At 63.4% G+C, this 23,353-nt stretch carries 14 protein-coding genes; 10 read left to right on the top strand and 4 right to left on the bottom strand.

The window, feature by feature from the left end:
- Nucleotides 1-456: 456 nt before the first annotated feature.
- The gene (locus CXQ90_RS09880) at nt 457-3,516 is read right to left on the bottom strand and encodes a DUF3427 domain-containing protein (RefSeq protein WP_181038514.1); all 3,060 of its coding nucleotides are present in this window, start codon (nt 3,514-3,516) and stop codon (nt 457-459) included.
- Between the two features lie 178 nt (nt 3,517-3,694).
- On the opposite strand from CXQ90_RS09880, the gene CXQ90_RS22120 reads away from it, so the two are divergent.
- The gene (locus CXQ90_RS22120; protein ID WP_146068878.1) at nt 3,695-4,687 is read left to right on the top strand and encodes a hypothetical protein; all 993 of its coding nucleotides are present in this window, start codon (nt 3,695-3,697) and stop codon (nt 4,685-4,687) included.
- Between the two features lie 47 nt (nt 4,688-4,734).
- Complete coding sequence (locus CXQ90_RS22115) at nt 4,735-5,607, top strand: hypothetical protein (RefSeq protein ID WP_146068877.1); 873 nt, start codon at nt 4,735-4,737, stop codon at nt 5,605-5,607.
- A 113-nt stretch (nt 5,608-5,720) separates the two neighbouring features.
- Here CXQ90_RS22115 and CXQ90_RS09875 read toward each other — a convergent pair whose 3' ends face one another.
- Together CXQ90_RS09875 and CXQ90_RS09870 are read right to left on the bottom strand one after the other, a co-directional pair.
- The gene (locus CXQ90_RS09875; protein ID WP_146068876.1) at nt 5,721-6,431 is read right to left on the bottom strand and encodes a hypothetical protein; all 711 of its coding nucleotides are present in this window, start codon (nt 6,429-6,431) and stop codon (nt 5,721-5,723) included.
- Nucleotides 6,432-6,578: 147 nt separating this feature from the next.
- Nucleotides 6,579-7,244: an NUDIX domain-containing protein gene (locus CXQ90_RS09870; protein ID WP_104138803.1), complete on the bottom strand. Its 666-nt coding sequence runs from the start codon at nt 7,242-7,244 to the stop codon at nt 6,579-6,581.
- 93 nt (nt 7,245-7,337) lie between these two features.
- On the opposite strand from CXQ90_RS09870, the gene CXQ90_RS09865 reads away from it, so the two are divergent.
- The 7 genes from CXQ90_RS09865 to CXQ90_RS09835 all read left to right on the top strand — a co-directional run bounded on the left by CXQ90_RS09865 (nt 7,338) and on the right by CXQ90_RS09835 (nt 22,096).
- Nucleotides 7,338-8,300 carry a DUF6569 family protein gene (locus tag CXQ90_RS09865; RefSeq protein WP_104138802.1) on the top strand — a complete coding sequence of 321 codons (963 nt, stop codon included), beginning with the start codon at nt 7,338-7,340 and terminating at the stop codon, nt 8,298-8,300.
- Entirely contained in the window at nt 8,297-9,793 is a 1,497-nt protein-coding gene (locus tag CXQ90_RS09860) for an ADP-ribosylglycohydrolase family protein (RefSeq protein ID WP_104138800.1), read from the top strand. The genes CXQ90_RS09865 and CXQ90_RS09860 overlap by 4 nt, the downstream gene beginning before the upstream one ends.
- Nucleotides 9,794-9,919: 126 nt before the next feature.
- Complete coding sequence (locus CXQ90_RS09855; protein ID WP_146068875.1) at nt 9,920-11,392, top strand: hypothetical protein; 1,473 nt, start codon at nt 9,920-9,922, stop codon at nt 11,390-11,392.
- Nucleotides 11,393-11,683: 291 nt separating this feature from the next.
- Nucleotides 11,684-13,399, top strand: coding sequence for a nuclease-related domain-containing DEAD/DEAH box helicase (locus CXQ90_RS09850; protein ID WP_258064460.1), 1,716 nt, complete (start codon nt 11,684-11,686; stop codon nt 13,397-13,399).
- 112 nt (nt 13,400-13,511) lie between these two features.
- Nucleotides 13,512-16,142 carry a sigma-70 family RNA polymerase sigma factor gene (locus CXQ90_RS09845; protein WP_146068874.1) on the top strand — a complete coding sequence of 877 codons (2,631 nt, stop codon included), beginning with the start codon at nt 13,512-13,514 and terminating at the stop codon, nt 16,140-16,142.
- A gap of 123 nt (nt 16,143-16,265) precedes the next feature.
- The gene (locus CXQ90_RS09840; protein WP_104138795.1) at nt 16,266-18,899 is read left to right on the top strand and encodes a PD-(D/E)XK nuclease family protein; all 2,634 of its coding nucleotides are present in this window, start codon (nt 16,266-16,268) and stop codon (nt 18,897-18,899) included.
- The gene (locus tag CXQ90_RS09835; RefSeq protein ID WP_104138793.1) at nt 18,896-22,096 is read left to right on the top strand and encodes an exodeoxyribonuclease V subunit beta; all 3,201 of its coding nucleotides are present in this window, start codon (nt 18,896-18,898) and stop codon (nt 22,094-22,096) included. The genes CXQ90_RS09840 and CXQ90_RS09835 overlap by 4 nt, the downstream gene beginning before the upstream one ends.
- Nucleotides 22,097-22,114: 18 nt before the next feature.
- Here the strand turns inward: CXQ90_RS09835 and CXQ90_RS09830 are convergent, their stop codons facing one another.
- Nucleotides 22,115-22,582, bottom strand: coding sequence for a hypothetical protein (locus tag CXQ90_RS09830; RefSeq protein ID WP_104138791.1), 468 nt, complete (start codon nt 22,580-22,582; stop codon nt 22,115-22,117).
- Between the two features lie 149 nt (nt 22,583-22,731).
- On the opposite strand from CXQ90_RS09830, the gene CXQ90_RS09825 reads away from it, so the two are divergent.
- Nucleotides 22,732-23,196 (top strand): HD domain-containing protein, encoded by a 465-nt coding sequence (locus tag CXQ90_RS09825; protein WP_104138790.1) that lies wholly within the window; start codon nt 22,732-22,734, stop codon nt 23,194-23,196.
- The last annotated feature ends 157 nt before the right edge of the window (nt 23,197-23,353 follow it).

Raw genomic sequence — 23,353 nt, 5'->3', positions numbered from 1 at the left:
TATAGGACGAAGTCGGGTTGGCTGGTCGTCCCGGGAGCAGACTAACGAGGGGCCCCACCGCCAGCCCACACGCTCGGCCCACGGCTTGGGATTGGAAAACCTCGGATGGAAGGCTGTACACCTCACTAACGAGTGCTGACTTGGAGCTCGTTGTAGTCCAGACTCGTCCGCTTCCGGCAGCACTGGCGCAGGAAGCCCAACGAGTAAGGCTGGAAACTCCCTTCGCCCAGTGACACCTCAAGCGACTACTCGTGACGAGGGCAACCTGCTCATGCCCGCCTCAGGCTTTATGTACAGGGCTCCCCTCCCGTCACAGTTCACCTAGTAAGAGGGCATCGGCTGGAAAACTGAGAACCGTTCACTGCCAGATGCCTAGTGCGCCCCCACTTGATGACCAGCTTTAGTACACGCACAGCCAGCGCTTCCGAGAGACGTTGGTCCGAACGTCTGGCGGACTTACTGGGCCACGGCTGCCGCAGCAGCGAACACATCCCCAGGCATCGGCCGATGTAGCCTCCAAGTGATGGCAATCGGCTTCTCCCCCGAATGCAGCACGTAATCCACCTGCCCGAGGCAAGTGTAGGGAACCGTCAACCCTGTCTCGTCCTCGGCCGTATCCCGGGTGAAGAGCAGGATGTGCGAGCGGTGTGACATCCGGTCCAGATAGCGCCTGCCTGTTGGGCTTGCCGGCGATGTAGCGTTCTGCGATTCCCAGTGAAACAGTTCGGGGCTGATCGCGTAGTCCTTGTACATCGTGGTGGCGGAGTGGTTCTTATCGTCCTTATTGAGGGTCACGAAAAAGGCGTCCGTTGACGTTGCCGGACACCAGGCCACGCCCTCGCGGTGCTGAACGTTCTTGCCCAGTTCGAGGGAACCATACTGCAGACCAGCCAAGATCTCCTCACGGCGGTAGGTGGCATGCGTCAGCAGCGGGATGTGCTGCAGGCCGGCACCCAGTCCCTTCGCTGCATGCCTTGACCGGGACACTCCGAGCTTTACGAGCTGGCGGATCTCGCTGCACACGAACTGGTACCCGCGGAGGTAGTCCAGGCCGGCGTCGTACGTCTGAAATCCGCCGCCGTCATCCCACAGCGTGTAGAACAGCATCCTGGCAAAGGTCTGCTCACGTGGCCCAAGCTCGGCATAGCGAGGCGCATCCGGGCTGACGAGCTTGGAATATACGTCGGCGCGCTCGGAGTCGTCGACGTGGATAAGCCGGACCATGCGAGCCAGCAGCTTCTTTTCGGCGTCATCCGACAACTCGTAGATCTTTCCGCGGAGGACCGTCTCGAGGGGCGAGAAGCCCTCGATCAGCCCGGCCTGTCGGAGATAGCCGGTCCAGGAATCCTGGGTGGATCGGTAGATGGACTTCAGGTCGCTGCCCGATTTCTCCAGGTAAGCTTCCAGCTCGGTTTCGCCGTAGGAGGCGATTTCTCGGACCAACTCCCTACGACTGAACTGCAACTGTGCCTTGATGTTGTCCAGCACCACCCGCTGCGCCACCCTATCCAACACGATCTGCGAGCCGGACGGCAGGAACGGGAACTCGTCCTCGACCGCCTTCTCGAGCTCCTTGCGGCCGTAGCCAGTCAGGGCACGGTACCTCAGGTCGAAGCGGAATTCGCGACGTTGCTGACCGATGAAGTCCAGCACCGTGAGGACGGATTTCTCCTCGGCACGCCGCAGCCCGCGGCCCAGCTGCTGGAGGAACACGGTGGCACTTTGGGTGGGCCGCAGAAGCAGGATGGTGTCCACCTCGGGGAGGTCCAAACCCTCGTTGAACAGGTCGACGGCGAAGATGCAGTTGATCTCACGGTCCCGCAGCTGCCGCAGCGCAAGGGCACGGTCCCTGTCGTCCGTTTGTCCCGAAACCGCTACTGAGGCGATGCCAGCACGGCTGAAGACCTCGGCCATGTAGACGGCGTGCTGCACGGAGACGCAGAAGCCTATGGCGCGCATGTCTGCCGTGTCGGTGACCTTGTCACGGAGCTCGCGGATCACCTTGCCGGCGCGTGCCTCGTTGCCTGTGTAAAGAGCATCAAGCTGGCCAAGGTCGTAGGTTCCGCGTTTCCACTCCAGGCGGCTGAGGTCGACGTCATCTGAGACCCCGAAGTAGTGAAATGGCACGAGAAGATCTGCATCGAGTGCGTCCCAGAGCCGGAGTTCACTGGCCCGTCGGCCGTCGAAGAACTGCTTGGCGACGTCGATGCCATCGCCCCGTTCCGGTGTAGCCGTCAGTCCCAGAAGTTCTTGGGGCCCAAGGTGGTGGATAATTCTGCGGTACGTCGCCGCCTCCGCGTGGTGGAACTCGTCGATGACCACAACATCGAAGTCATCCGGCTTGATTTTGCCAACGCCCAGGGCGGCGAGCGACTGGACACTGGCGAAGACGTGCTTCCATTGCTTGGGCTTGTGCTCCCCCACGAACAGCTCACCGAAGGAGCCCTTCTGCAGCACGTCCCGGTAGCTGCGCAATGATTGTTTGAGGATCTCCTGGCGGTGCGCGACGAATAGCAGCGTGAGGTCTTTGCCGGCTGCCTCGCAGAGTCGCTTGTAGTCCAGGGCGGCGATGACGGTCTTGCCGGTGCCGGTGGCGGCGACGAGCAGGTTGCGGTGATGCCCTTTGTCCCGCTCGGCCTCAAGATCCTCGAGCATCTCGACCTGGTGGAGGAACGGCTGTATCTCCAGGCCCGTTGCGGCGTCTGGGGCGGACGTGAGTTTACCGCCGTTCCGCGCGAGGGCGGCATCAAGCTTGTCTGCGTCCCTGTCCGGATCGTAACTCTGGAAAGCCCGCTGCTCCCAGTAGCTGTCGAAAGTGATCTCGAACTTCTTGAGCAGATCCGGTGTGGCCACGGAGCTGAGGCGGACGTTCCACTCCAGGCCGTCAAGGAGCGCGGCGCTGCTGAGGTTGGAGCTGCCGACGTAGGCTGTATGGAATCCCGAATTGCGGCGGAACAGCCACGCTTTGGCATGCAAGCGTGTGGAATGGGTTTCGTAGCTGATCTTGACCTCGGCGCCATAGCGCTGAACCAGGTGGTCGATGGCCCGGCGTTCCGTGGCGCCCATATACGTGGTGGTGATTACACGAAGCTTGACGCCGCGCTCATAGAGTTGTTCGAGGGCAGGTTCGAGGAGCCGCAGCCCGGTCCATCGGATGAAGGCGCAGAGGAGGTCAACAGTGTCTGCCGACTCGATCTCGGCGCGGAGTTCGGCGGCGAGGTTGGGATCGTCCTTGCTGTTAGTCAGGAGGGCGGAGTCTGACAGCTTCGTCGTGGGTCGGCGGAGATGCCGGCGCTTGAGAGTGTCCGGGCGGTGGAGAGAGTGGAGTTGGGTCGGGCCCGGCGTGATCACATCGCTGTGCTGCAGCTCGCGAAGAAGCCGGTTGGCCAGGGCGACACGGTCTTCTTTCTTGGCTTGAGCCAGGGCCGCTCTGACAATTTCCGCGATGTGGCGGCTAAGAATTTCTGGAGCATCATCAGCCGATACCTGCGTGAATACCGCGTTCAGATCAGCCATCGTTGCTAGTTTCTGGCTCAGCTCGTCAGTGCGCAGTGCCTCATAAAGTCCCTCCGACAGCGACGGCGATGCCGGATCCCCATTCAATTTGTCCACTGCGCCAGGGTATTCCGTGGTGGTGACAAATGACGAATAGCGCGAATTCCTGGCAATCACGAGCACTGGCTAGAGTATGGCCATGACTATTTCCGTGGCTGAACTCCTCGAAAAATGCGGCTTGGAGTGGGCAGGCGCCGTCCAGTGGGGCGAGCAGATTCACCTGGATCAGCCCGGCGTTTACGTCGTGTCGTCGACAGCTGATTTGGAGGATTCCGTCGGACTGCTTCCGCTTTACAAGCCCGACCCTGCTTCCTTCAAGGATCTCCGACAGCTTTGTCCTGAGGTCATGATCGATGGCACTCCCGCGACAGATGAAGCTTTAGCCCAACGAATCGGGGCCTTTTGGATTCAGGATTCCCCGGTACTCTATATAGGGCTGGCCGGGACCTCGGCGCAGAAACGCGTACGACAGTACTACGTCACCCGCATCGGCCAACGGTCACCGCATGCCGGTGGCTGGTGGCTCAAGACGCTGAGCGGGCTCGCCGATTTGTATGTCCATTACGCTCCGGCGTCGGATCCGGCAGCAGCGGAATCGGCCTTGCTGAACGCATATGCGGAATCGGTTCCCGTGGCCGTCCGACGACAGCTCTTCGATGCAGAGCGGATTGCGCCGTTTGCCAACGTGAATGTACGTCACGGTCTCCGAAAGCGCCACGGCTTGGCCGGCTACAAGATAGAGCGGTCGGCAAACGATTCAGCGAGCCCAAGTATGCGTCTGCAATCCGCTGCCCCCGCAGCGCAAGAGCCATTGCCGCCCTCTGCTCGAAGTCACGAGGCTTCCAAGGCGAGCCATTCTGATGGCATTCGCATCGAGTCCCAGGCGATAACGGATGCCGACAGGACTAGAAGCAACTTACGAATTCCCGCCCGCTCCAAATTTGCGTTGCCCCCTACAGATGGCTTCTTGACTGTGAACTATGGCGGAACAAGCTCGGAGGCGCGGTGGCGTGTAAACGGTTCTCGTTCCGGGACCATCGGACTCGGAAAGAAGATCATGCGAACGCTCGGCAGTCCCGGTCAAAGTGTTTGGATGACAGTGCGCGGCACTATTGTCGAAATAGAAGGTTGAGGTCTCCGGGCGCTGGTTCCTAAAGGAAGGGCGACGAACGGTGCCTCATGATGGCTGTGTCTGATAGACAATTCCATGATGCAGCCTCACGTCTTCGTAGCCATGCGGACATCCTGCGCCTGCAATGTGATGCCTGGCTGCTTCCGACGGATTCATGTGTCAGGATCCGCCCTTGTTGGGCAAAGGCGCACCCCAAACTTCAACAGCTCGCCGAATCGTCGTGTGATGATCTTTTCCGGTCCGGACAATCCCATGCCGCGGCAATCCATGATTGGGATCAGAAATCACCCAGGCCGGTCCTGACTGCGGTGTCCGCTGACAATCAGTGGTCACCGGACGTTTTTGCTGAACGGTTAGAGGCCTTCGTCGTAGCAGCTCTCGGTGTCCTGAATGCACCCTTCAACCAGCGTCCCGACCGACTTCTGGCATTTCCATTTTTCGGCACACAGGGAGGCGGTGCTGACAATCACCGCGGGGCAGCTCTGCGTGCAATCCTCGATACGATTTCAGAATTGGCCATCCGGTACGAGGTGGATATCGTGCGCACGCTTCAAGGCCGGTCGGCCTATTCGTTGGCTCAGAAACTCCGACGGGAAGTTATCAACGATTCTTCATGGCGGTCTCTCGGCCAGCATCGGCATCAAAAGGCTAAGGTGCTCAGCCAGCATGCCCGTGACGGACAGCTGGTGCCGTTCCTCGGCGCCGGTGTGAGTGTAAGCCCGAGGGCTTCCACATGGAAGGCGCTTCTGGGGAGACTTCGAGAGGGAGTCAGCCTGCAGGACTTCCAAATCTCGGCCTTTGACTCGCTTGGACCATTCGACCCGGCAGCAGTTTTAGAGCAGTTTTACATCGATCGCTTGAACTCGCCTCAGAGCACCCTTTCCCTGTTTAAACACCCTCGGTCAGCGGCCCATCCATGAAATCCCCGGGCTAGCAACCCGTCAATGCCCTCTACGAAGAGGCGTGCGCGCTAACCCGAGTGGCGCTAGTACCGCAAGCGGTTGCTCAGGAGCGCGCCTCGCTCCTGACCTCATCAGACGCCGGAATTAGGCAGCACCTTCATGACGCTCGCGGCGAGCACATCAACATTTCGACCAACTTCATTAAAACGCTGCATCAAAGGCATCGGAGGCCTATTATCCGCGAAGTGCAGAAGAGCATCGTCATCCAGCACGCAAATCTGCTGTTTATTCTTATACACGGACCAGTAGCCTTCTGCCGCCGGCGGCGAGGCCACCCGACCATGCAACGATTCAAACTTGTCGAGTGCAGATGGAAAATCGTCTAAGGCGTCGGATGGAATCATGTACTTGTCCTGTGCATCGAAATAACAACACGAAAAAGCGCGCCATGTGTCACTGGACCAGATATTGAGTCCTATCAATTTCGCCATCAATCTATAGACAAGTGTTTCTTCCGTAGTTTCAAGCGCGTGATTAGGAAGGTAGATATTCAGATTCCTCTCAATAGCCGTCACAGCCTCCCTAGGCGTCATCGCCAGAAGCTCAGGCCATCCCATCGCCCAGCCGGGTTGTGAACTACCATCTACAACCGCCCTGTTCGGTACTTCGGAGATAAAAGCAAGCAGTCGGCGGCCGTTTGCATCAAAAATACCTAAGGTTTCATCGAGACCTAAGGTTTCTACGCAGCTAATCAGCCTCAGTGACTTATGCCTTCTCGCCACTTCCGCGGCAAGCCACCATGAATGCGCCGCCAAGCTATTCTCGTAAATAGATGAGAACACGTTTTCCTTCCGTCTGCTGCCAGAGTGTATAAACCGTGGAAATTGTATACGGATCCAAGCCGCAGCTATAGGGCCACAGACTGATCTGCGCGCGGTGTCGGCTGAGTAGCTCCCGGCAGTATTATTCCACTTTCGTTGCGCGGCCTTTCAGGCCCGCCCCCACAACCGCGACGGCCTCCCCCGCGTCCCGTCGGACATCTGCCCCGTCCCCACCAGCTGCGGCTCCATGAACCGCCGGAACGTGTCGCGCATCAGCGTCCGACCGGCAACCACCTCATGCAAATCCCGCAGCTCCTTCAGCGTGAACGGCTCGTCCAGCAGCGCACCGGGATCCGGCGATTCCGCATAGGCGGCCCGCAGCCACTCGACCGCTTTTGCCACCATCTCCGAGTGCCCGTACGGCATCCCGGCGATCACTTCCGGTTCCTCAGCAATGGAAGCCAGCCGAACGCCGTCGGACTTCAACGCTTCCTCCAATGCCGCCAGGGGCACCACGTCCACGTGCGCAACGGAAAGCACCCAGCCCCGGTCGTCCCGGGCCGGATCGTCAAAGACATGCAACTGCCGGGGCACCCGCCCGGAGATCCCGGCTTTCTCCCGCAGGGACCGCAGCACCGCATCGGCCAGCCGCTCCCGCTCACGCAGGAAGCTGCCGGGCAGCGCCCACTCGCCATGCCTGTCCTTCTCGCCGCGCCGCACCAGGAGCACGCAAAGGCTGCCGTTTGCGACGGTCAGCACCGCGGTGTCCACCGCCACCGACGGCCGCGGGTAGTTCAGCAGGGAAGCACGCGGGACATCTGTTGGGGTCTTCACAGGATCATTTATCTCAGTATTGCGCTAAAGATTCAAGCCGTGCATACTGAAGTCAATTAGCTCAGATCTGAGCTAAAGATTCTGGAGGTCATCATGAAGATTCAACAGCTGCACGTCGGAGCCGGCACCACGCTCGGCCCGCTCAGCATCTTTCCCGTCTGGACGGCCGGCGCCGGCGGGCTCGGCATCAGCACCGGCACCCACGCCGACGTCGCCGTCACCGAGCTGGCCGGCGGCCCGCAGGTCGCCCGCCTCACCGTCACCAACAACGGCCCGCGCCCGGCCCTCCTGCTCGAAGGCGAACTGCTCGAGGGCGGCCAGCAGCACCGGACCTGCGCCAGGGACGTTCTCCTCGGCCCGGGCGAAACGCGCGACATCGACACCTACTGCGTGGAGGCCGGCCGCTGGGAAGGCACGCCCAGCCACCGACGGCAGGCCCGCCGCGCCCCGCTGAACGTCTGGGCAGAGCTCGCCACCGGTCCCGCCGATCCGCGGGGTGCCGACCGCCAGGGCCGCATCTGGAACCGGGTCAGCCGGTTCGATGCCGCCCGGGGCCGGTCGGTGACCAGCTCCCTGCTGGAGCACATGGACCGGTTCACCGCCGAACCACGGGAGGCGAACCGCTTCGAGGCCTCCGACGCCCCGGCCCCGGTCGAGGGCCAGCGCGGCGTGGTGATCGGGCTCGGGCACCAGCCGCTGCTCCTGGAAGTCTTCGGCACCCACACGCTGTTCCGCCGGCACTACCGCCAGCTGGTCGAATCCGCGCTGCTCGATCTGGAGCTCCTTCCCCCGCACGTGATGGCCTCCGGGCCGATGCCCGGCCAGCGGGCACGGGACTTCGCCGCCGCTATCCAAGCCCTGGAGTTCGGACCGTTCGACGGCGGCCTGCCGGCGGTGGAGGTTAGGAATCACGGCGCGCTGCGCAGCCGCAACGTCACCCGAAACGCGGGACACGTCGCAGCGGCGGGCATCGCCGTCGCACTCCCTCGCCGCGAACCCGAGCTGGCCCACCTGACCGGCTGGAACACCAAGCACCCCCTGATGGAGATCGCATGAAACTGAACCCATTGCAGAACGACCGCGCCGCCGGCGTCCTGGTCACCCTGGCCGCCGGGGACGCCCTCGGCGCCGGCTACGAATTCGGCGCCCCGCTGCCCGACGGAACCCCGGTGAGCATGAAGGGCGGCGGCCCGTTCGGCTTCTCCCCCGCAGAGTGGACCGACGACACGTCTATGGCCGTCGCAATCGCCGAGGCCTTCCTCGACTCCCTCTCGGCACCCGGCTCCCCGTCCGCGCCCGACGGGACCGTCCGGGCCTGGACCGCTTGGGCGGCCGACGCCAAGGACGTGGGTGCGCAGACCAGCGCCGTCATCGCGGCGGCGCGCCAGGCTGCCGCAGCGGCTGGCCGGAGCGACGTGGACGCCGCGGACTTGCGCGCCGCGGCTGCCGAATTCCACGCCCGCACCGGAAGGAGCGCCGGCAACGGCTCGCTCATGCGCACCGCTCCCCTGGCCCTGGCCTACCTGGACCGCAGCCTCGAGGAGCTCATGGCCCAGGCCGCAGCGGTCAGCGCTCTGACCCACGTGGACCCCGATGCGCAGGACGCCTGCGGCCTGTGGTGCGTCGCCATCCGGCAGGCGGCGCTCAACGGCGAGCTGGATGTCCGGGCGGGGCTTGCCTTTCTACCGGCCGGGCGTGCGTCTGTCTGGCTGGAGCGGATAGAGGTGGCAGAGCGGTCCCGGCCGCGGGACTTCGCCCGCAACGGCTGGGTTGTGGAGGCGTTCCAGGGAGCGTGGAGCGCGATCCACCACACGTCGGCTTCCGCAGTTGGCCCCGCGCATCTGCGGGCGGCCCTGGAGGAAGCGGTCCGGGGCGGCCGCGACACGGACACGGTGGCCGCCATCGCCGGCGGCCTGCTCGGCGCCGCCTACGGCTACTCCGCAGTGCCGTTCGAGTGGCGCCGGCACCTGCACGGCTGGCCCGGGTTGCGCTCTCATGACCTGATGATGCTGGGCATGGAACTCGCCCGCGGCGAGGGCCGCCGTCTTGATGCCTGGCCGCGGGCCGAGCGCCACGACTACAGCATGTGGGGACGCACCGATGCGCTGGTCCGGCACCCGCACGACGACGGCGTCTGGCTGGGCGGGGTAAGTTCCGTCGCCCGTGTAGCCGAGTTGGGGATCGATGCGGTGGTGTCGCTGTGCCGGCTGGGCACGCTGGATGTTCCCGGTGTCGCCGCCGCGGACCATGCCACGTTCTGGGTGATCGATTCCTTCGATGCCGGGGACAACGCCCATCCAGACTTCGTGCTCAGGGAGGCAGCGGCCGCCGTCGAACGCTACCGCGCGGAAGGCAAAACGGTGCTGCTGCACTGCGTGCGGGCGGAGTCCCGGACGCCGACTGTTGCTGCTCTGTATGGCGCTCGTGTTGCCGACGTGTCTCCGTTGGAAGCGTTGGAGGATGTGCGGCGGATGCTGCCCGGGGCACGGCCGAATCCGCTGTTTATGGGGGTGCTAGGAGGCGACAGGGCGCCCGCCGTCGAGTCATAAGGACGACCGCGCGGCGCAGTTGCCGAACAAAGTCCGCGGGTGCTGATAAGAATGTCTTGGCATCAGAGAGGATGCCTATTTGGCGCTCAGAAAGTGGGAGAGTTGCACTTGGGGGAACAACAGTCCGTGTCGCAGGGACGTCAGCGTGATCGGCACCAGATTGCCAGTCGGGCGGTGAAGGCCTACCAGGCAGGTGACCCGCTGCAGCGCATTGCGGCGGATGCCGGTATGCGAGCTTACGACATGCTGCGTCTGCTCAGTACCCGGGTAGCTGATCAGAGCGAGCAGCAGCGGTCCGAAGCTCTTCGCAGGCGGTGCTCTGCAACTGCTGACGTTCTGCGTAAGGATGCCTACCGGGTTGTCCAGCTTTTAGAAGCTGGAATTGAAAGCTCTGATATTCCAAGAATTCTGGCCGCTCTCAGCGCCATGATCGACATCGACATTGCTGCAGAGCTGTTGAAGAGCCCTGACCTTCTCATAGACCCCGTCCTTCGTCGAAGACCATTTATGGTCACCGATATGATGTGGTTGCGCTACGTGACGGGGTATCACCGAGGGATCGCACCGAATTACGAGCTGGCCCTGGGTAAGGTTCCGTTGCCCGAAATTCATGGTTTTCGAATGATCCTGTCCGAGGCGCTCCCGCGGCAACAGGTCGGTCAGATCATCGCTCTCATCGAAACAACGGCTGAGGCCGTTGACGCCGGCGACGACGAAGGCATTTCATTCTCTGAGTATCAAGAGGCGCGGGAAGCTATCATTCGTAAAACGAGCGGCGAGGGGATCCCCCTATCCCCGCCCCCGGCCGAACGGATCCGCGAGGGAACGACGGGGAGATCATGGCACTTGGCGCTTGAATCTGTCGGCATGAAGTTTCCGGCTGTGAACGGTGGATTTGCTGCGGCCGACTACGAAGACGCTTCTCAGGCGTACCGCGCTACAGGGGGTCTGTTCGGATCCCCGAAAGACGTTGACAGTTATGACAGCTGGATGATCGCCGAAGTGGCCATGGGTCGGGATCGCCCCTCGGCGGTGGCCATCGGACGGCACTTTGGCGCCTGGGAGTCTGTGATCGGCGCCTGCGTTCCGCTGGAAGAAGATGAGCTCCGCGGGATCGTCAGTCATTTGAGAACCGAGGCTGCTGCAGACTATGCCTGGGCACGAGCTGCAGAACTCATCAGTGAGGTGCTCCGAACGATGCCGTGGAACTCGTTCCTCAGCATCCAATACGGGGCAGGCGCGGATGGAGGGCCTCAGCCGTATGCCCAGATCACACCCGGGCCCGACGGGGCGTGGTGCGAGATTGTCTCCGAGGAATTCCTACAAGCGGACGACTGGCCGATTTACCCTGAGCATCTGCTACAAAACGGATGGTCGAAACCTGATGTGGAGGTCCCCAACTGGTACAAAGAAGCCGTCCCGCTGGATGACGCTGGCCACGTCACCCTCGAGGGTCTAAGAACCGGCAGGTCTTGTCATGACGCTGACGAGCTTCGATGGCACACCGGGAGTTTCCCCTCCGGAACCAACCCGGATGGCGGTGTCACAGCCGCAGATGTTCTGGGCGGCACTGTGCAGACGCTCCGCAATGCCAGCTGAGCCATCCATCCTTCAACGATTAGGACGGCCATGAACCTTCCGACGATTCTCGCCGAGGAAAACGTCCAAAATGCAGCAGACCTGCTGGAAGCCTATTCCCGGCGACGACTGAATGGTCTCCCTGCCTAGCCGATGATCTGATAGCCGTCTCATTTCTCTCGGTCCAAGACACCCGGAACCGCTGCGATGGGCATCTTAGCTACTCATCAACCGTGCCACGTTCTGGGTGATAGATTCCCACGCGGAGCGGGTGCCGTGAAAAACTGGTCGACCACCTAAGATGTTCTGAAAATGTGCGGCACAGTAGCCGTCATAGGGCATGGGGGCACAGTGAGGTGTATTCCGGAAAAACCGGAGTTCGGCGATGGCCAATTGGCGGAAAAGGTAGTTTGGGAAGCGCTGCGGGGCAGCCTGCCGGAAGACTGTGTGCTGGCCCATTCCGTCCAGGTACGGGACGGCCGGGCCGAGCATGAGATCGACCTGCTGGTGCTGTGGCCCGGCGTCGGCATGGCCGCCATCGAAGTCAAAGGCGGCAAGGTCGGCGTCGAAAGCGGGCAGTGGTACCAGTCCGACAGGGCCGGCAGACACACGATCAAGAGCCCGGTGGCGCAATCCCAGGGTTCGCAGCATGCGTTCAAGACCTGGCTCGAAAGCCGGGTCGGCTCCAAGCTCAGCAGCCGCTTCGCATACCTCGTCAGCTTTCCCTATACGGACGTGCCGCGGGACTGGGAGATGGCCGGGTGCCCCCGCTCGCTGATCCTCGACCAGACAGATATGAAATCGCCGGCCGACCTGATCCGGCACGCCATCGAACACGAAGGCTACGGCGCCACCACCCTGGCGCCGGCATTCCTGGCACGCATTCTCCCCCACCTCAGCGGGGACCTCATTGCCCGCTCCGACGATTCGGTGGATCCGCAGGAAGCCGAGGACGCACAGGACCACCTCACCGAGCGTCAGGCGGTCCTCTTGCAGGCCACCAGGTCGCTCACCCGCGTGAAGTTCACCGGAGGGGCCGGCAGCGGGAAGACCTGGCTTGCCTTGGAGAAGGCGAGACTCCTCTGCAAACAGGGCAAACGGGTGGGCCTCTTTTGCTACAACAAGGGCCTCGGCCAGTACCTGCAGCAGCAGGTGTCCGGCTGGCGGCAGGCCCAGCCCGTCTTTACGGGCGAATTCCACGAGTACGTTCGGGGTCTGGGCGTCCCGGACGGTTTCGAGCCGCACTACTTTGAGGAGGAGATGCCCCGTCTCCTAAAGGAGCTGGCGGCGGGCATGGACGCGCACGACCGGCTGGACGCCGTCGTCGTCGATGAAGCGCAAGACTTCGCACCGCTGTGGTGGGAGGCGCTGCTCGCCTGCACCGCAGATCCCGACGGCGGTGAGGTGTACGCGTTCATGGACGACCGCCAGGACGTCTACCGCAGGTGGGGCGGAGCGGCTGCACCGGGCGGGCATCCGACGGCAGATCTGGTGCCGATCCACATCGACGAGAACCTTCGGAACACCCGCAAGATCGCCGAGACGTTTAGGTCCTTTGCCGGCGAACACTTCACTCCGCGGGGCGGCACCGGGCTTCCCGTGCGGAGGGTTCAGTGCCTCACGGAGGACGCACTCTCTGCCGCCGATGACTGCATCGAGGCGCTCATGGACGAAGGCTGGGCCAACAACCAGATCGCTCTCCTCACCACCAACTCACGGCACCCCGCGCACCTGGAGCATGTCGACGCCGGCACCATCGCCGAGTACTGGCTCGACTTCCACGCCAACAGCGGCGTGTTCTACGGCCACGTGCTGGGCTTCAAGGGCCTGGAGCGTTCGGTCGTGGTGCTGTGCGTCAACGGATTCAAGGACCTGGAACGCGCGGCGGAGCAGCTGTATGTCGGGCTGTCCCGGGCCAGGAGCCTGCTGGTGGTGGTCGGCGACGGCGCCTTGCTGGAGGAAGCCGGCGGCCGGGAGTTGAAGATGGCGCTGTCGAAGGCGCAGGCGTGGGAGCCTCCTCCGGCCTGATGGCGCCGCTGGCAGCGGTTTGGGCGGGCACGACGGCGGGCGGTTCAGTTTTTGTCGGACCTGCCCCTTAGTCTTCACTCACTAAGTTCCAAACCGTCCAATGGGGGATGAAATGCCAGAACTTGCCGAGGACCCGTCCGTTTCGGTGGCGATGCTGCCGATGCCGGAACCTGTTGCTGCCGCGTCCGTTCCGACCGAGTACGACTACGCCTTCCTATACACCTGGCAGCAGGAGGCGCTGAAAGCGTGGCATTCCAATGCCCGCCGCGGCGTGATCGAGGCAGTCACCGGTGCCGGTAAGACGCGCGTCGGCATCGCCGCCGCGTTCGAAGCCGTTAGGCAGGGCATAAAGGTTCTAATTTTGGTGCCGACCGCGGAGCTTCAGGGGCAATGGCTGTCCTACCTGCAGCGCGACCTGCCCAAGGTGCGGCGCGGGGCCCTCGGCAACGGCCGCTCGGACTCCCTTGACCACGTCGACATCCTCGTGGCGATTGTGCACTCGGCATCCAACCGGGAGACGCTGCGCAGCCACAAAGCCGGGCTGGTCATCGCAGACGAGTGCCACCGGTATGCAGCTCCGCTGTTCATCGGCGCGCTCCAGGAGGGTTACGCCTGGCGCCTCGGACTGACTGCCACCTATGAACGGTCCGACGGCGAGCACGAGAACCTCCTGACGCCGTACTTCGGCGGGGTCGTCTACAACCTCTGGTACGACAGGGCGCTGCAGGACGAAGTGATCGCGCCGTTCGACATCGCGCTGGTAGGGGTTGAACTGACTCCTACCGAACAGGTGTCCTATGACGAGTTCTCCGACACGATGACCGAAACGGCACGCCATCTGGAGTCGTATGCGGGGATCCCCCGGCGGCCTTTCCACCAGTTCATCTCGGCCGTCGCTACGCTGGCGGCCTCCGAGTCCCCTAGCCGGGAAGCTACCATGGCCCGGAGGTACATGCGGGCCATGGCCTCCCGGCTCACGCTCCTGGCTGAGGCCAGGACCAAGTATCTTGCCCTGGCCGCGCTGAAGGAGTCCGTAGATCAGTCGCACGGCACCCTTGTCTTCACCCAGACGCAGGAGTCCGCACGGCGAGCTGAGGAACTGTTCACCTCGATGGGCACCACAGCGTCGGCGCTGTTCAGCGGGATGGCCAAAGATGACCGGAAGCAGGGCATGGAGGACTTCCGCAGCGGCGCCTCCCAGATCCTCGCGGCGCCGCGGCTCCTCGACGAAGGCATTGACGTTCCGGAAGCCGACCTCGGCATCATCGTCGCGGCAAACAGAAGCCAGCGCCAGATGGTACAGCGCCTGGGGCGTGTCATCCGCAAGAAAGCTGATGGACGCGTGGGGCGCCTGGTGGTTCTCTACTCCAAGGGAACAGTCGAGGATCCCGAGGTACAGGGCGAGGAGTTCCTGCGCCGCGTTTTGCCTCATGCCCGCGAGGTGGACTTCTTTGACATGAAGGCGGACCTCGGCCGGCTGCAGGAGTTTCTCCGTCGGCCGGAGCCGGAGCAGCCGCCTGCCCCCGGTTCCGAAATGGTCCCGGCGGTGGGCGGGAGCGGCACCCCGGCCGGGGAATTAACCCCAGGTGGCACGGAGGGGGAGCCAAAGGAGCATTTCCTTGGTGTCCAAGAACCGGAAGAGGCCACCTTGGAACTCCTCGAGGGCGAGGTGGACGAAGCCGAGCCCACCTCATTCGACCTCGAAGACCAGGACTGGCCCGAGGAACTTGCCGGACTCGAGGGTTTCAGTGACGATGCCGTATCCGACTACCTGCGGCGAGCCGGACGGGCTGACCTCCTGACTGCTGGGCAGGAAGTGGAGCTTGCGCAGGAGATCGAGGCCGGGCTTTTCGCCAGGCACCTCTTGGGGGACGGCGCTCCCCGCGGCCGCAGGGAAGCGCGCGAGCTCCTTGCGGTTGCTCAGCTCGGTGAACGCGCCGCCGAAGCCCTGCTGGAGGCGAATCTTCGACTCGTCGTGTATATCACCAAGCGCTACATTGGCCACGGCCTGGAGTTGTTGGACCTGATCCAGGAGGGGAATATCGGTCTTCACCGAGCAGTCTGCAAGTTCGACTACACCAAGGGCTTCAGGTTCTCGACGTATGCGACGTGGTGGATCCGCCAAGCCGTAACCCGGGCTTTGGCCGATCAGGGACGGCTGATCCGGCTCCCTGTTCATATGGTGGAGCAAATCCACAAGGTCCAGGCGATTCAGCGCGAAGGGGCGACCACAGGAGTAGCCCACAGCTGCGAGGAGCTGGGCCGCCTCACAGGCCACACCGCGGACAAGGTCGAGTACCTGCTTGGCCTTGACAAGACGATCTACTCCCTGGATCTCCCCGTCCCAGATGGCCATGGAGGGGCGGAGCCGTTGGCGGAACAGATGGCCGATTCCTCGGAACCGGACGTCGTAGACCGCATCGCAGGCGAAGAGCTGAAGGCGCAAATCCACGCAGTTCTCGACACTCTGAGTGAGCGTGAGGCGGGCGTGATTGCACTGCGCTTCGGACTCACAGACGGCGAGGAAAAAACCTTGGATGCAATCGGGAAGGTGTATGGAGTTACGCGGGAACGCATCCGCCAGATCGAATCCAAGACGATTGGGAAGTTGCGCCATCCCTCGCGGTCACAGGTCCTGAAGGAATACCTGTATGACTGCAACGGGGCAGCCTCTGGTCCGGGCGTTGCCGGCTCGAGTGAAGGCGCATCCGAAGTTGGAGACGCACCATCACCGGCCGCGTGAGGTCCTCCGCAAAGAGGCTGCTGCGCACGGATGCCAGGGTCAGCGTCTGCGGTGAGACACATTTGTCGGACCCTGCAGCTAGCGTGATAGAAACGACCACCAGCCAATGCATCGGGGATAAAAATGAAGATTGAGTTCGGGTGGCACCTCGACCGGGCCCCGTGGGCATACACCCAGCCAGGTCTGAACCAAATCCGCGTGGGCCGAAAAAACTTCACGGCCCTGCTGCAGACACGTTTGGGAATCACCCGCCCTGACACCGGGCACGCCGAGCGTGTCAGCCAGTACCTGGAGCGGCTTCGGTCCGTTGACTCCCCGGATGCGTGGTTCCACGACTCGTTCGAGGTTGACCCGTGGTCCACGGCGCAGGAGCTGCTCGCCGCGCGTGACGACGCCGTCGCTAACGGCTGGGAGGGCTCGCTCCCCGAGTGGCAGCCAGGCATGCCGGAACCCTCTCCGTTGCTGCGGACGCTGGCGGCAGCGGAAAGCGCGTATGGGCAGCTCGCGCCCTCCTTGTCCGATGACGTCGCCGAGCTGGTAACGGCGCTAGACTCGCCCCTGCCGCTCGGCATCGACGAGCTTGTACTTCAGCACGCTGAGAGCACATTCCCACACGTCTGGCGGTGCATCATCGGCAAGCTGCGGGACCGTGGAGTCCAAGTCAGTGAAGCCGTGCCCGCAGGCCGCCAGCCACGGCTGACGATTTTCACCGCTGAAACAGAGTGGGAGGCCGCGGAACACAGCGCGCGGTGGCTCGCGGCCGGAGATAATCAACGAACCGCCGTCGTATCCTCCGACAACACTGCCGTCCTGGACGCCTATCTCGCGGGCTACGGCCTGCCGGCTGTCGGCGCAGGCGCTCCATCCGTCTGGCGTCCCCAGGACCAGCTCATTCCGCTCTTTTTCGAAGTCATCTGGGCTCCGGCCGACGTTCAGCTCCTCGCCGAGCTTCTGACCCTTCCGGGCTCACCGGTGCGAGGGGCTGCCGCCCGCCACCTTCTTGGGGCTCTGAGGGCAGAGCCGGGGACCGGAGGCGAAGCGTGGACTGCTGCTATCTCTGCCATCGCCGCCGACGAGCATCTCGGTCCCGACCTCGCGGCTGCGCTGGACCGACTCTTTTGCACTGGTCTTCTCATCGAGGACAACGGCGTGAGCGGCACTGAGCTTGCTGAAAGGGCAGGATGGCTCGTGGGCCGCTTGCGCGCCCGTGCCTCCAAAGACGACTCCGCCAAGGCCACCGCTTCCCTGTTGCAGCGGATCCTGGCACTCGTGGCACCGTTCCCGCGCGTCTCGCGCCGGGATCTGCGCCGCATCATCGCAGCCGTCATAACCCCTTCGTCGGGTGCGCTCAAGCCGGCAGAAGCTGCACCATGGTTGCGGCTCGGTCATCTGGCCGAGCTGACTGACGACGTTGACCAAGTGATCTGGTGGGGTTTCCAAAGTAGCCGGACGCCGTCCGTCCGACGCTGGGATGCCCACGACATCGAAGTCCTGTCCCGGGTGGGTGTGTTCCTGCCAACGCCGGAAGACATCAGCGCCTTGGAGATCGGCCAGACTCTCGCTGCCGCCAGCCGGGCCGGAGACCTGGTCCTCGTTCAGATCGAACAGCGCGACGGCGAGCGGGAGCAAGGCAATCCGCTGCTGGAGGCTTTCGCCGCTGCACAGCCGAGCCAAGCCGAGGAGTCCCTCTCTGACCGTCTCGACCGGCTCGGGCGCAGGCCCGGAGCACTCACTGACGCCACCGGCCTCTGGTCTCTCGCAGGCCGTCAGATGCAGCTCGCTCCGGTCGCCCAGCACCGCCCCGTCGCACCACTGGCCGTGCACGACGTCGGACCTAACCCTGCGTTCGTCACGGACAGTCTCTCCTCGACGCAGTTGTCCACGCTGCTCGGCTGCTCGCTGGCATGGGTGCTCAAGCACAAATCTCGCCTCCGCGTCCCTGCCGCTGCTAGTGTGCCGACCGACAACCAGATGCTCGGGATCTTCGCCCACAAGGTTGCTGAGGTACTACAGGTCCAGCTCCGGGCCGAACACCGGGCGGTTCCGGAGCAGGACGAGGTAAGGACTGCCGTCGACCGCCTCTTGCCGCAGCTTGCCTCAGAGCTGCTGCTGCCCGGCCAAAAGAGCCGTCTGGCCGGTGTGCGTGCCACCGTCGAAACCACCGTCATGACCTTCTTTGAACAGCTGCAGCGCGGCGGTGTAGTGCTGCAGGAGATGGAAAAGGGCTTCGAAAAAGAATTGCACTTCACCGCAGGGGGAAACAACTACACGGTCCCCGTCACGGGCCGGGCGGACGCGGTCGGCATCGACGCTGCGGGCCGGACCGTCGTCGTTGATCTCAAGTGGACCAACGGCGAGAAGTACCGTCGCGAGGAAATTCAGCGCGGGGAGGCCCTTCAGCTAGCCCTATATCAGTGGGCCTTCAGCCCTGACGAGTTGCCGCCGGACTCACCCACCGCTTATTTCATGCTCAAGCAGGGAAGGTTCGCATCGGCCCACCCGGAATTCGGTTCCCCGATCCAGCCCAGCCAAGACCCCTCGCAACTGTGGCAGCAGACCATGCGGGCGATTGAATTCACGGTCGAGGAAGTGCTTGCGGGACGGGTTACCGCAACGGCGCCGGCAGCCAACGCCCTGGCCGATGACGAACCCGATGCCGCGGCGAACGCCGAGGACAGCGGCCGCCTTCACGTGAAGCCTAACTGCAGGTACTGCGACTTCGGCAGCCTGTGTGGACTAAAAGGGGACTACTCATGAACCTGCTGGACAACGTCACCATGGTTTCGGCGAGTGCCGGCACCGGGAAGACATTCACACTCACCGGCAAGATTGTCGACCAGATCTCCGCCGGGCTGCCGGCGGGAGCCGTCATGGCCACCACGTTCACTAAGAAGGCGGCCGGAGAGCTGCGCGAACGGATCGCGGCCCGTCTCCTTGAGCAAGCAGACGCAACGGACGACACCGGGTCCGCCGCCGCGCTGCGGCTCGCCTCCCAGCAGCTGCCCGCGAGCCTTATCGGCACGGTCAACAGCGTGTGCGGCCAGCTGCTGCAGGAACACGCCATCGACGCCGGACTGTCCCCTGCCCTTGAAGTCATCGGCGAGGAGCAACTCGCCAGTATCTTCCGCCTGGCCACGGATGAAGTCCTGGCCGAGCACGCCCCCAGCCTCCTGCCCATCGCGCGGCGCATGGGGACCGACGGCAGCGGAGCACGGGACGCGACAACATGGCAGGAGACTGTGCGGGCCATCGTGGATGCCGCCCGGACCAACCTGCTCGGAGCGGAGGAACTGGCAGCCTGCGCGGAACGGTCCTGGACCGGACTCCGCGAACTGCTGGACGCTCCCGGCGCAGATGAACGCAGCGAGTGGCTGCGGTCCCTGCGCGGCACCGTGCCCGATCTTGACGCCATGGTCCGCGATGGCAAGACGCCTGCCGGGAAGAAGGTGACCACGACGTCGGCCATCTTTACCGAACACGTGCCCAAGATCCTCCACAAGATTGCCTCCATGGGCCCCGTGGAGGACATCTCCTGGGAGACCTGGCGAGGGGTTGTGGGGTCTGCAGCGCCGACCGCGGTCAAAGCACTCTTTGCCCCTGTCACCGGCGCCATCAAGGAAGGCCTCCTCGCCAACCCCGCCTTCCACGATGACCTGGAGCAGTACATTAGGCGGATGTTTGCCTGCGCTGAAGAATGCCTCACCGCCTACTCAGACTTCAAACGGCTGCACGGGCTCATGGACTTCGTAGACCAGGAGACCCTGGTGCTGAAGCTTGCCCGGGAGAATGAGGCCTTCCGCCGCTCCTTCCCATCCCGCATCCGCTTCCTGGTGGTGGACGAGTTCCAGGACACCAGCCCCCTTCAATTGGAGCTCTTTCTTCAGCTCAGCAGGCTTGTAGAGGAGGCCGTCTGGGTGGGCGACCCCAAGCAGGCCATTTACGAGTTCCGGGGCACGGACCCCGAGCTCATGGAGGCTGTGGTCAAGGAAGTGAGCCGCCGGGAGCAGCTGTCCCATACGTGGCGTTCCCACCAGGCCGTCGTTGACCTGAGCAACGCTGTGTTCGAGCCGGTGTTCGAACTGCACGGCATGCCGGCCGCGACCGTCCACCTCGATCTCCCGGACGCACACTCTGACTGGTCGCCCGGCACGCTGGAGGCCTGGACGCGGCCGCAGACGAACGACGGCGAACGGCTGAAGGCAACAGCGGCCGGCGTGGCGGCCATGTTGGCGCGCCGGCCAGAGCTGAACCCCAGCGACGTCGCGGTGCTGGCCCGGTCAAACGCCGACTGCGTGGCACTTTCGGCAGCACTCCATGAGTTGGGAATCCGCGCCAGCCGCAATCCGCGCATGCTGTCCGACTCCCGGGAAGTGCAGCTGGCCCGCGCAGGCCTGGCGTTCGTAGCTGACGGGTACGACACCGTCGCCCTCGCCGAGGTTGTGGCCCTACACCCGGGGCACTCCGCTAACGCAACCTGGCAACAGGAGCTGCTGTCGGCCGCAGATGCTGAGCCCGTACTCGGAAGGTGGAAAGAGGACCCCGTTGTCCGAGCCTTGGCTGCCCTCCGTGAACGGGCAGCAACAGCCACGCCTACGGAGGTCTTCGAGGCTGTGGTGGGTGCACTCGGCCTGCCCCGCTTGATTGTTGGATGGTCTTCCCCCGCCACCCGGCTGCGAAACCTGGACGCCGTCCGCGGTGTCATCAAGACGTACTATGAGCGCTGCCTCGCACTTCGATCACCCGCAACCCTCCGCGGCTTCCTCACGTTCTTCGGCTCAGAGGAACAGCGGTCCGCCGACAACGCCGGAAGTGACGTTGTCAACGTCTTCACCTATCACCAAGCCAAGGGACTCGAATGGCCTGTCGTCATCTTGGAGGGGCTTGATAAGGACCTGAGGTTCGCGGCGTTTGGCGCAGCAGTAGAACAGGACGGCGCCTTCGACCTGGCCCGGCCACTGGCCGGCCGCTGGATCCGTTTTTGGCCCAGCCCTTTCCCCTACAACGGGTCTACGCTCGATGCGCGGGGAAAGACGAGCGACGTGGCGAGCCGTGCTGAGGAACGCGACCGCCGGAACATGACCAGGCTCATGTATGTGGGCATGACCCGCGCCGTCGAAACCACCGTTCTTACCGGCCAGACAACGGCGCCGGGGCTGCTGAACAAGCTGGGTGTTCCGTCGCTCGTGTCGTGGTCGCCCGGCGACGGAGACAGCTCGGACGGTGCCATCCTGGTTGCAGAAGGGACGATCCTTCCAGCACGAGTAGAAGAACTCGACCCCGTAGACGCGTCACTTGCGGCTGCAGCCTGGATGCCCCAGTTCTCCGATGTGCCCGTTGATCTACCGACCATCGTGCCACGTCCGGCACGCTTCGCAGCGTCCTCCCTGGATTCCGCCGGACACGCAGCCTCGGTCAATGCTGTGGCAGAACTCGGTCCCCGGCTTGCGGAGCACGGATCGGACGACTGGGGCGCAGTCGGCAGCGCCGTGCACGCCTACCTCGGGACGCAGTTCTCGGTGCTCGACCCGATTGAGCAGCGGAACCTCGCCGAGCGTATAGTCAAACGCTGGCAGGTGGAGGGAACGATCGACCCGTCACTGTTGCTCACTGCAGGACTGAGGTTCGAGTTGTATCTGGACGCGGAATTCCCCGGCTGGGTCAGGCACCGCGAAGCCGCGATCGGCTGGCGGCCTGAGAACCAGGTCATGGAAGGCTGGATTGACCTGCTGTTGGAAGGACCCGACGGATTCGTGCTCGTTGATCACAAGACCTACCCGGGAAACGACCCCGAGGGCCATGTCCGCGACAAGTACCTTGGCCAGATGGCCGCATACCGGGACGCCCTCCTCGCCGCGACCGGGAAGCCCGTGCTGCGGACACTGATCCATTTCCCGGCACTGGGCAGTGTTTACGAAATCAGCGAGATCCATGACCAATCTCTGACGGTGAAGTAACGGCGCGGGCGGCTCGGCTCATTGATAAACGTGAAGTGCCGCCCCGTACCCAAGCGGAAGACCGTGGCCGTTCAGCCAGGACACGATTACCTCCGAGGTTCCGGCCAAAGTCAGGTTCTGCGAAGCAGCGACCCCTCCGAAGGGCCTGTTGCCGGCCTCATCTGACGCCGAACCCAAACCCACACGCCAGTTGCGTGTGGTACCGCGGCATATCTGGGCAACCTCCACCTGGTAGCCGCTGCCTGAGTTCATGGCCTGGGCATAGCGCCCGATCGGCAGTCCATTTAGGCCCTTCGTTTGCACGACGAGCCAGTCGCCGTCACGAGAAATGCCCTGAATAAGCGCGACCAGATGGGTGGCCGACTCGACGTCCTGCCAATCTGTGCACTGCTGATTCACCTGAGCTTTCCACTCCAGCGCTTCCTCAGGCTGAAGATCCAGCATCAGTTCCAGAGTGGTCTCGGGACGGGTGATCGTATGCATCATGCCGGCTCCTTTCATTGCTGACCGATGCACCCATTGTCGGCGCCCGCACTGACATTCTTGCGGCCCGGAGGTAACCCGTACTGTCAGTGGCCGTTGATAGTCTGCCAGTGTCGTTGAAGACGGGCCGATGGCCCGGAAAGGGGCTCCCAATGGGAAATCACGAAGCCAAGTCAGAAGTTGCTGCGGCAAAGGCGATCGCGACCATCGCACACCGCTTCCAGACGGACAAGATCGGTGTTCCATACATCGAGCATCCTCGGCGGGTGGCCGCGAGGTTGAATGACCCCAAGCAGGTCGCCGCCGCTTGGCTGCACGACGTCATCGAGGACTGCGGCGTCACAGCCAAGGATCTGGCGGCCGCTGGCATCAGTGAAGAGGTAGTCCAAGCCGTCGTCCTGCTCACGCGCACCGATGACAACAAGGGCGACGGCTATTACGAGGCGATTCGGAACAACCCCATTGCCTCAGCTGTGAAACTGGCCGACATCGAAGATAACACCGATCCTAAGCGGACGGGGCGGTTAGATCCTGAGAAGCGGGCGGAATTGGCCGACAAGTACGAGAAAGCCAGGAGGCTGCTCGCCGTCTACGACGAGCAGCCTCGCCCCTCATAACTGCCGGCGCGATTCTCCGTACCCGCTCCGTCACCACCACCGATACCCGCAGGCGGCGTTTTGGCAGGCCCACTTCGGCCTTCCACTTGTTACCTCGCCTGTAGACGGATCGGCTCTCCGCTCCACGACCACGACGCACCCCGCAAACTCAGTCTTG

The sequence above is a fragment of the Arthrobacter sp. ZGTC131 genome (assembly GCF_002929275.1).
Taxonomy (GTDB): Bacteria; Actinomycetota; Actinomycetes; order Actinomycetales; family Micrococcaceae; genus Arthrobacter.
The sequence above is the reverse complement of the archived record's forward strand: the minus strand, read 5'-3'. Positions and strand labels throughout refer to the sequence as shown.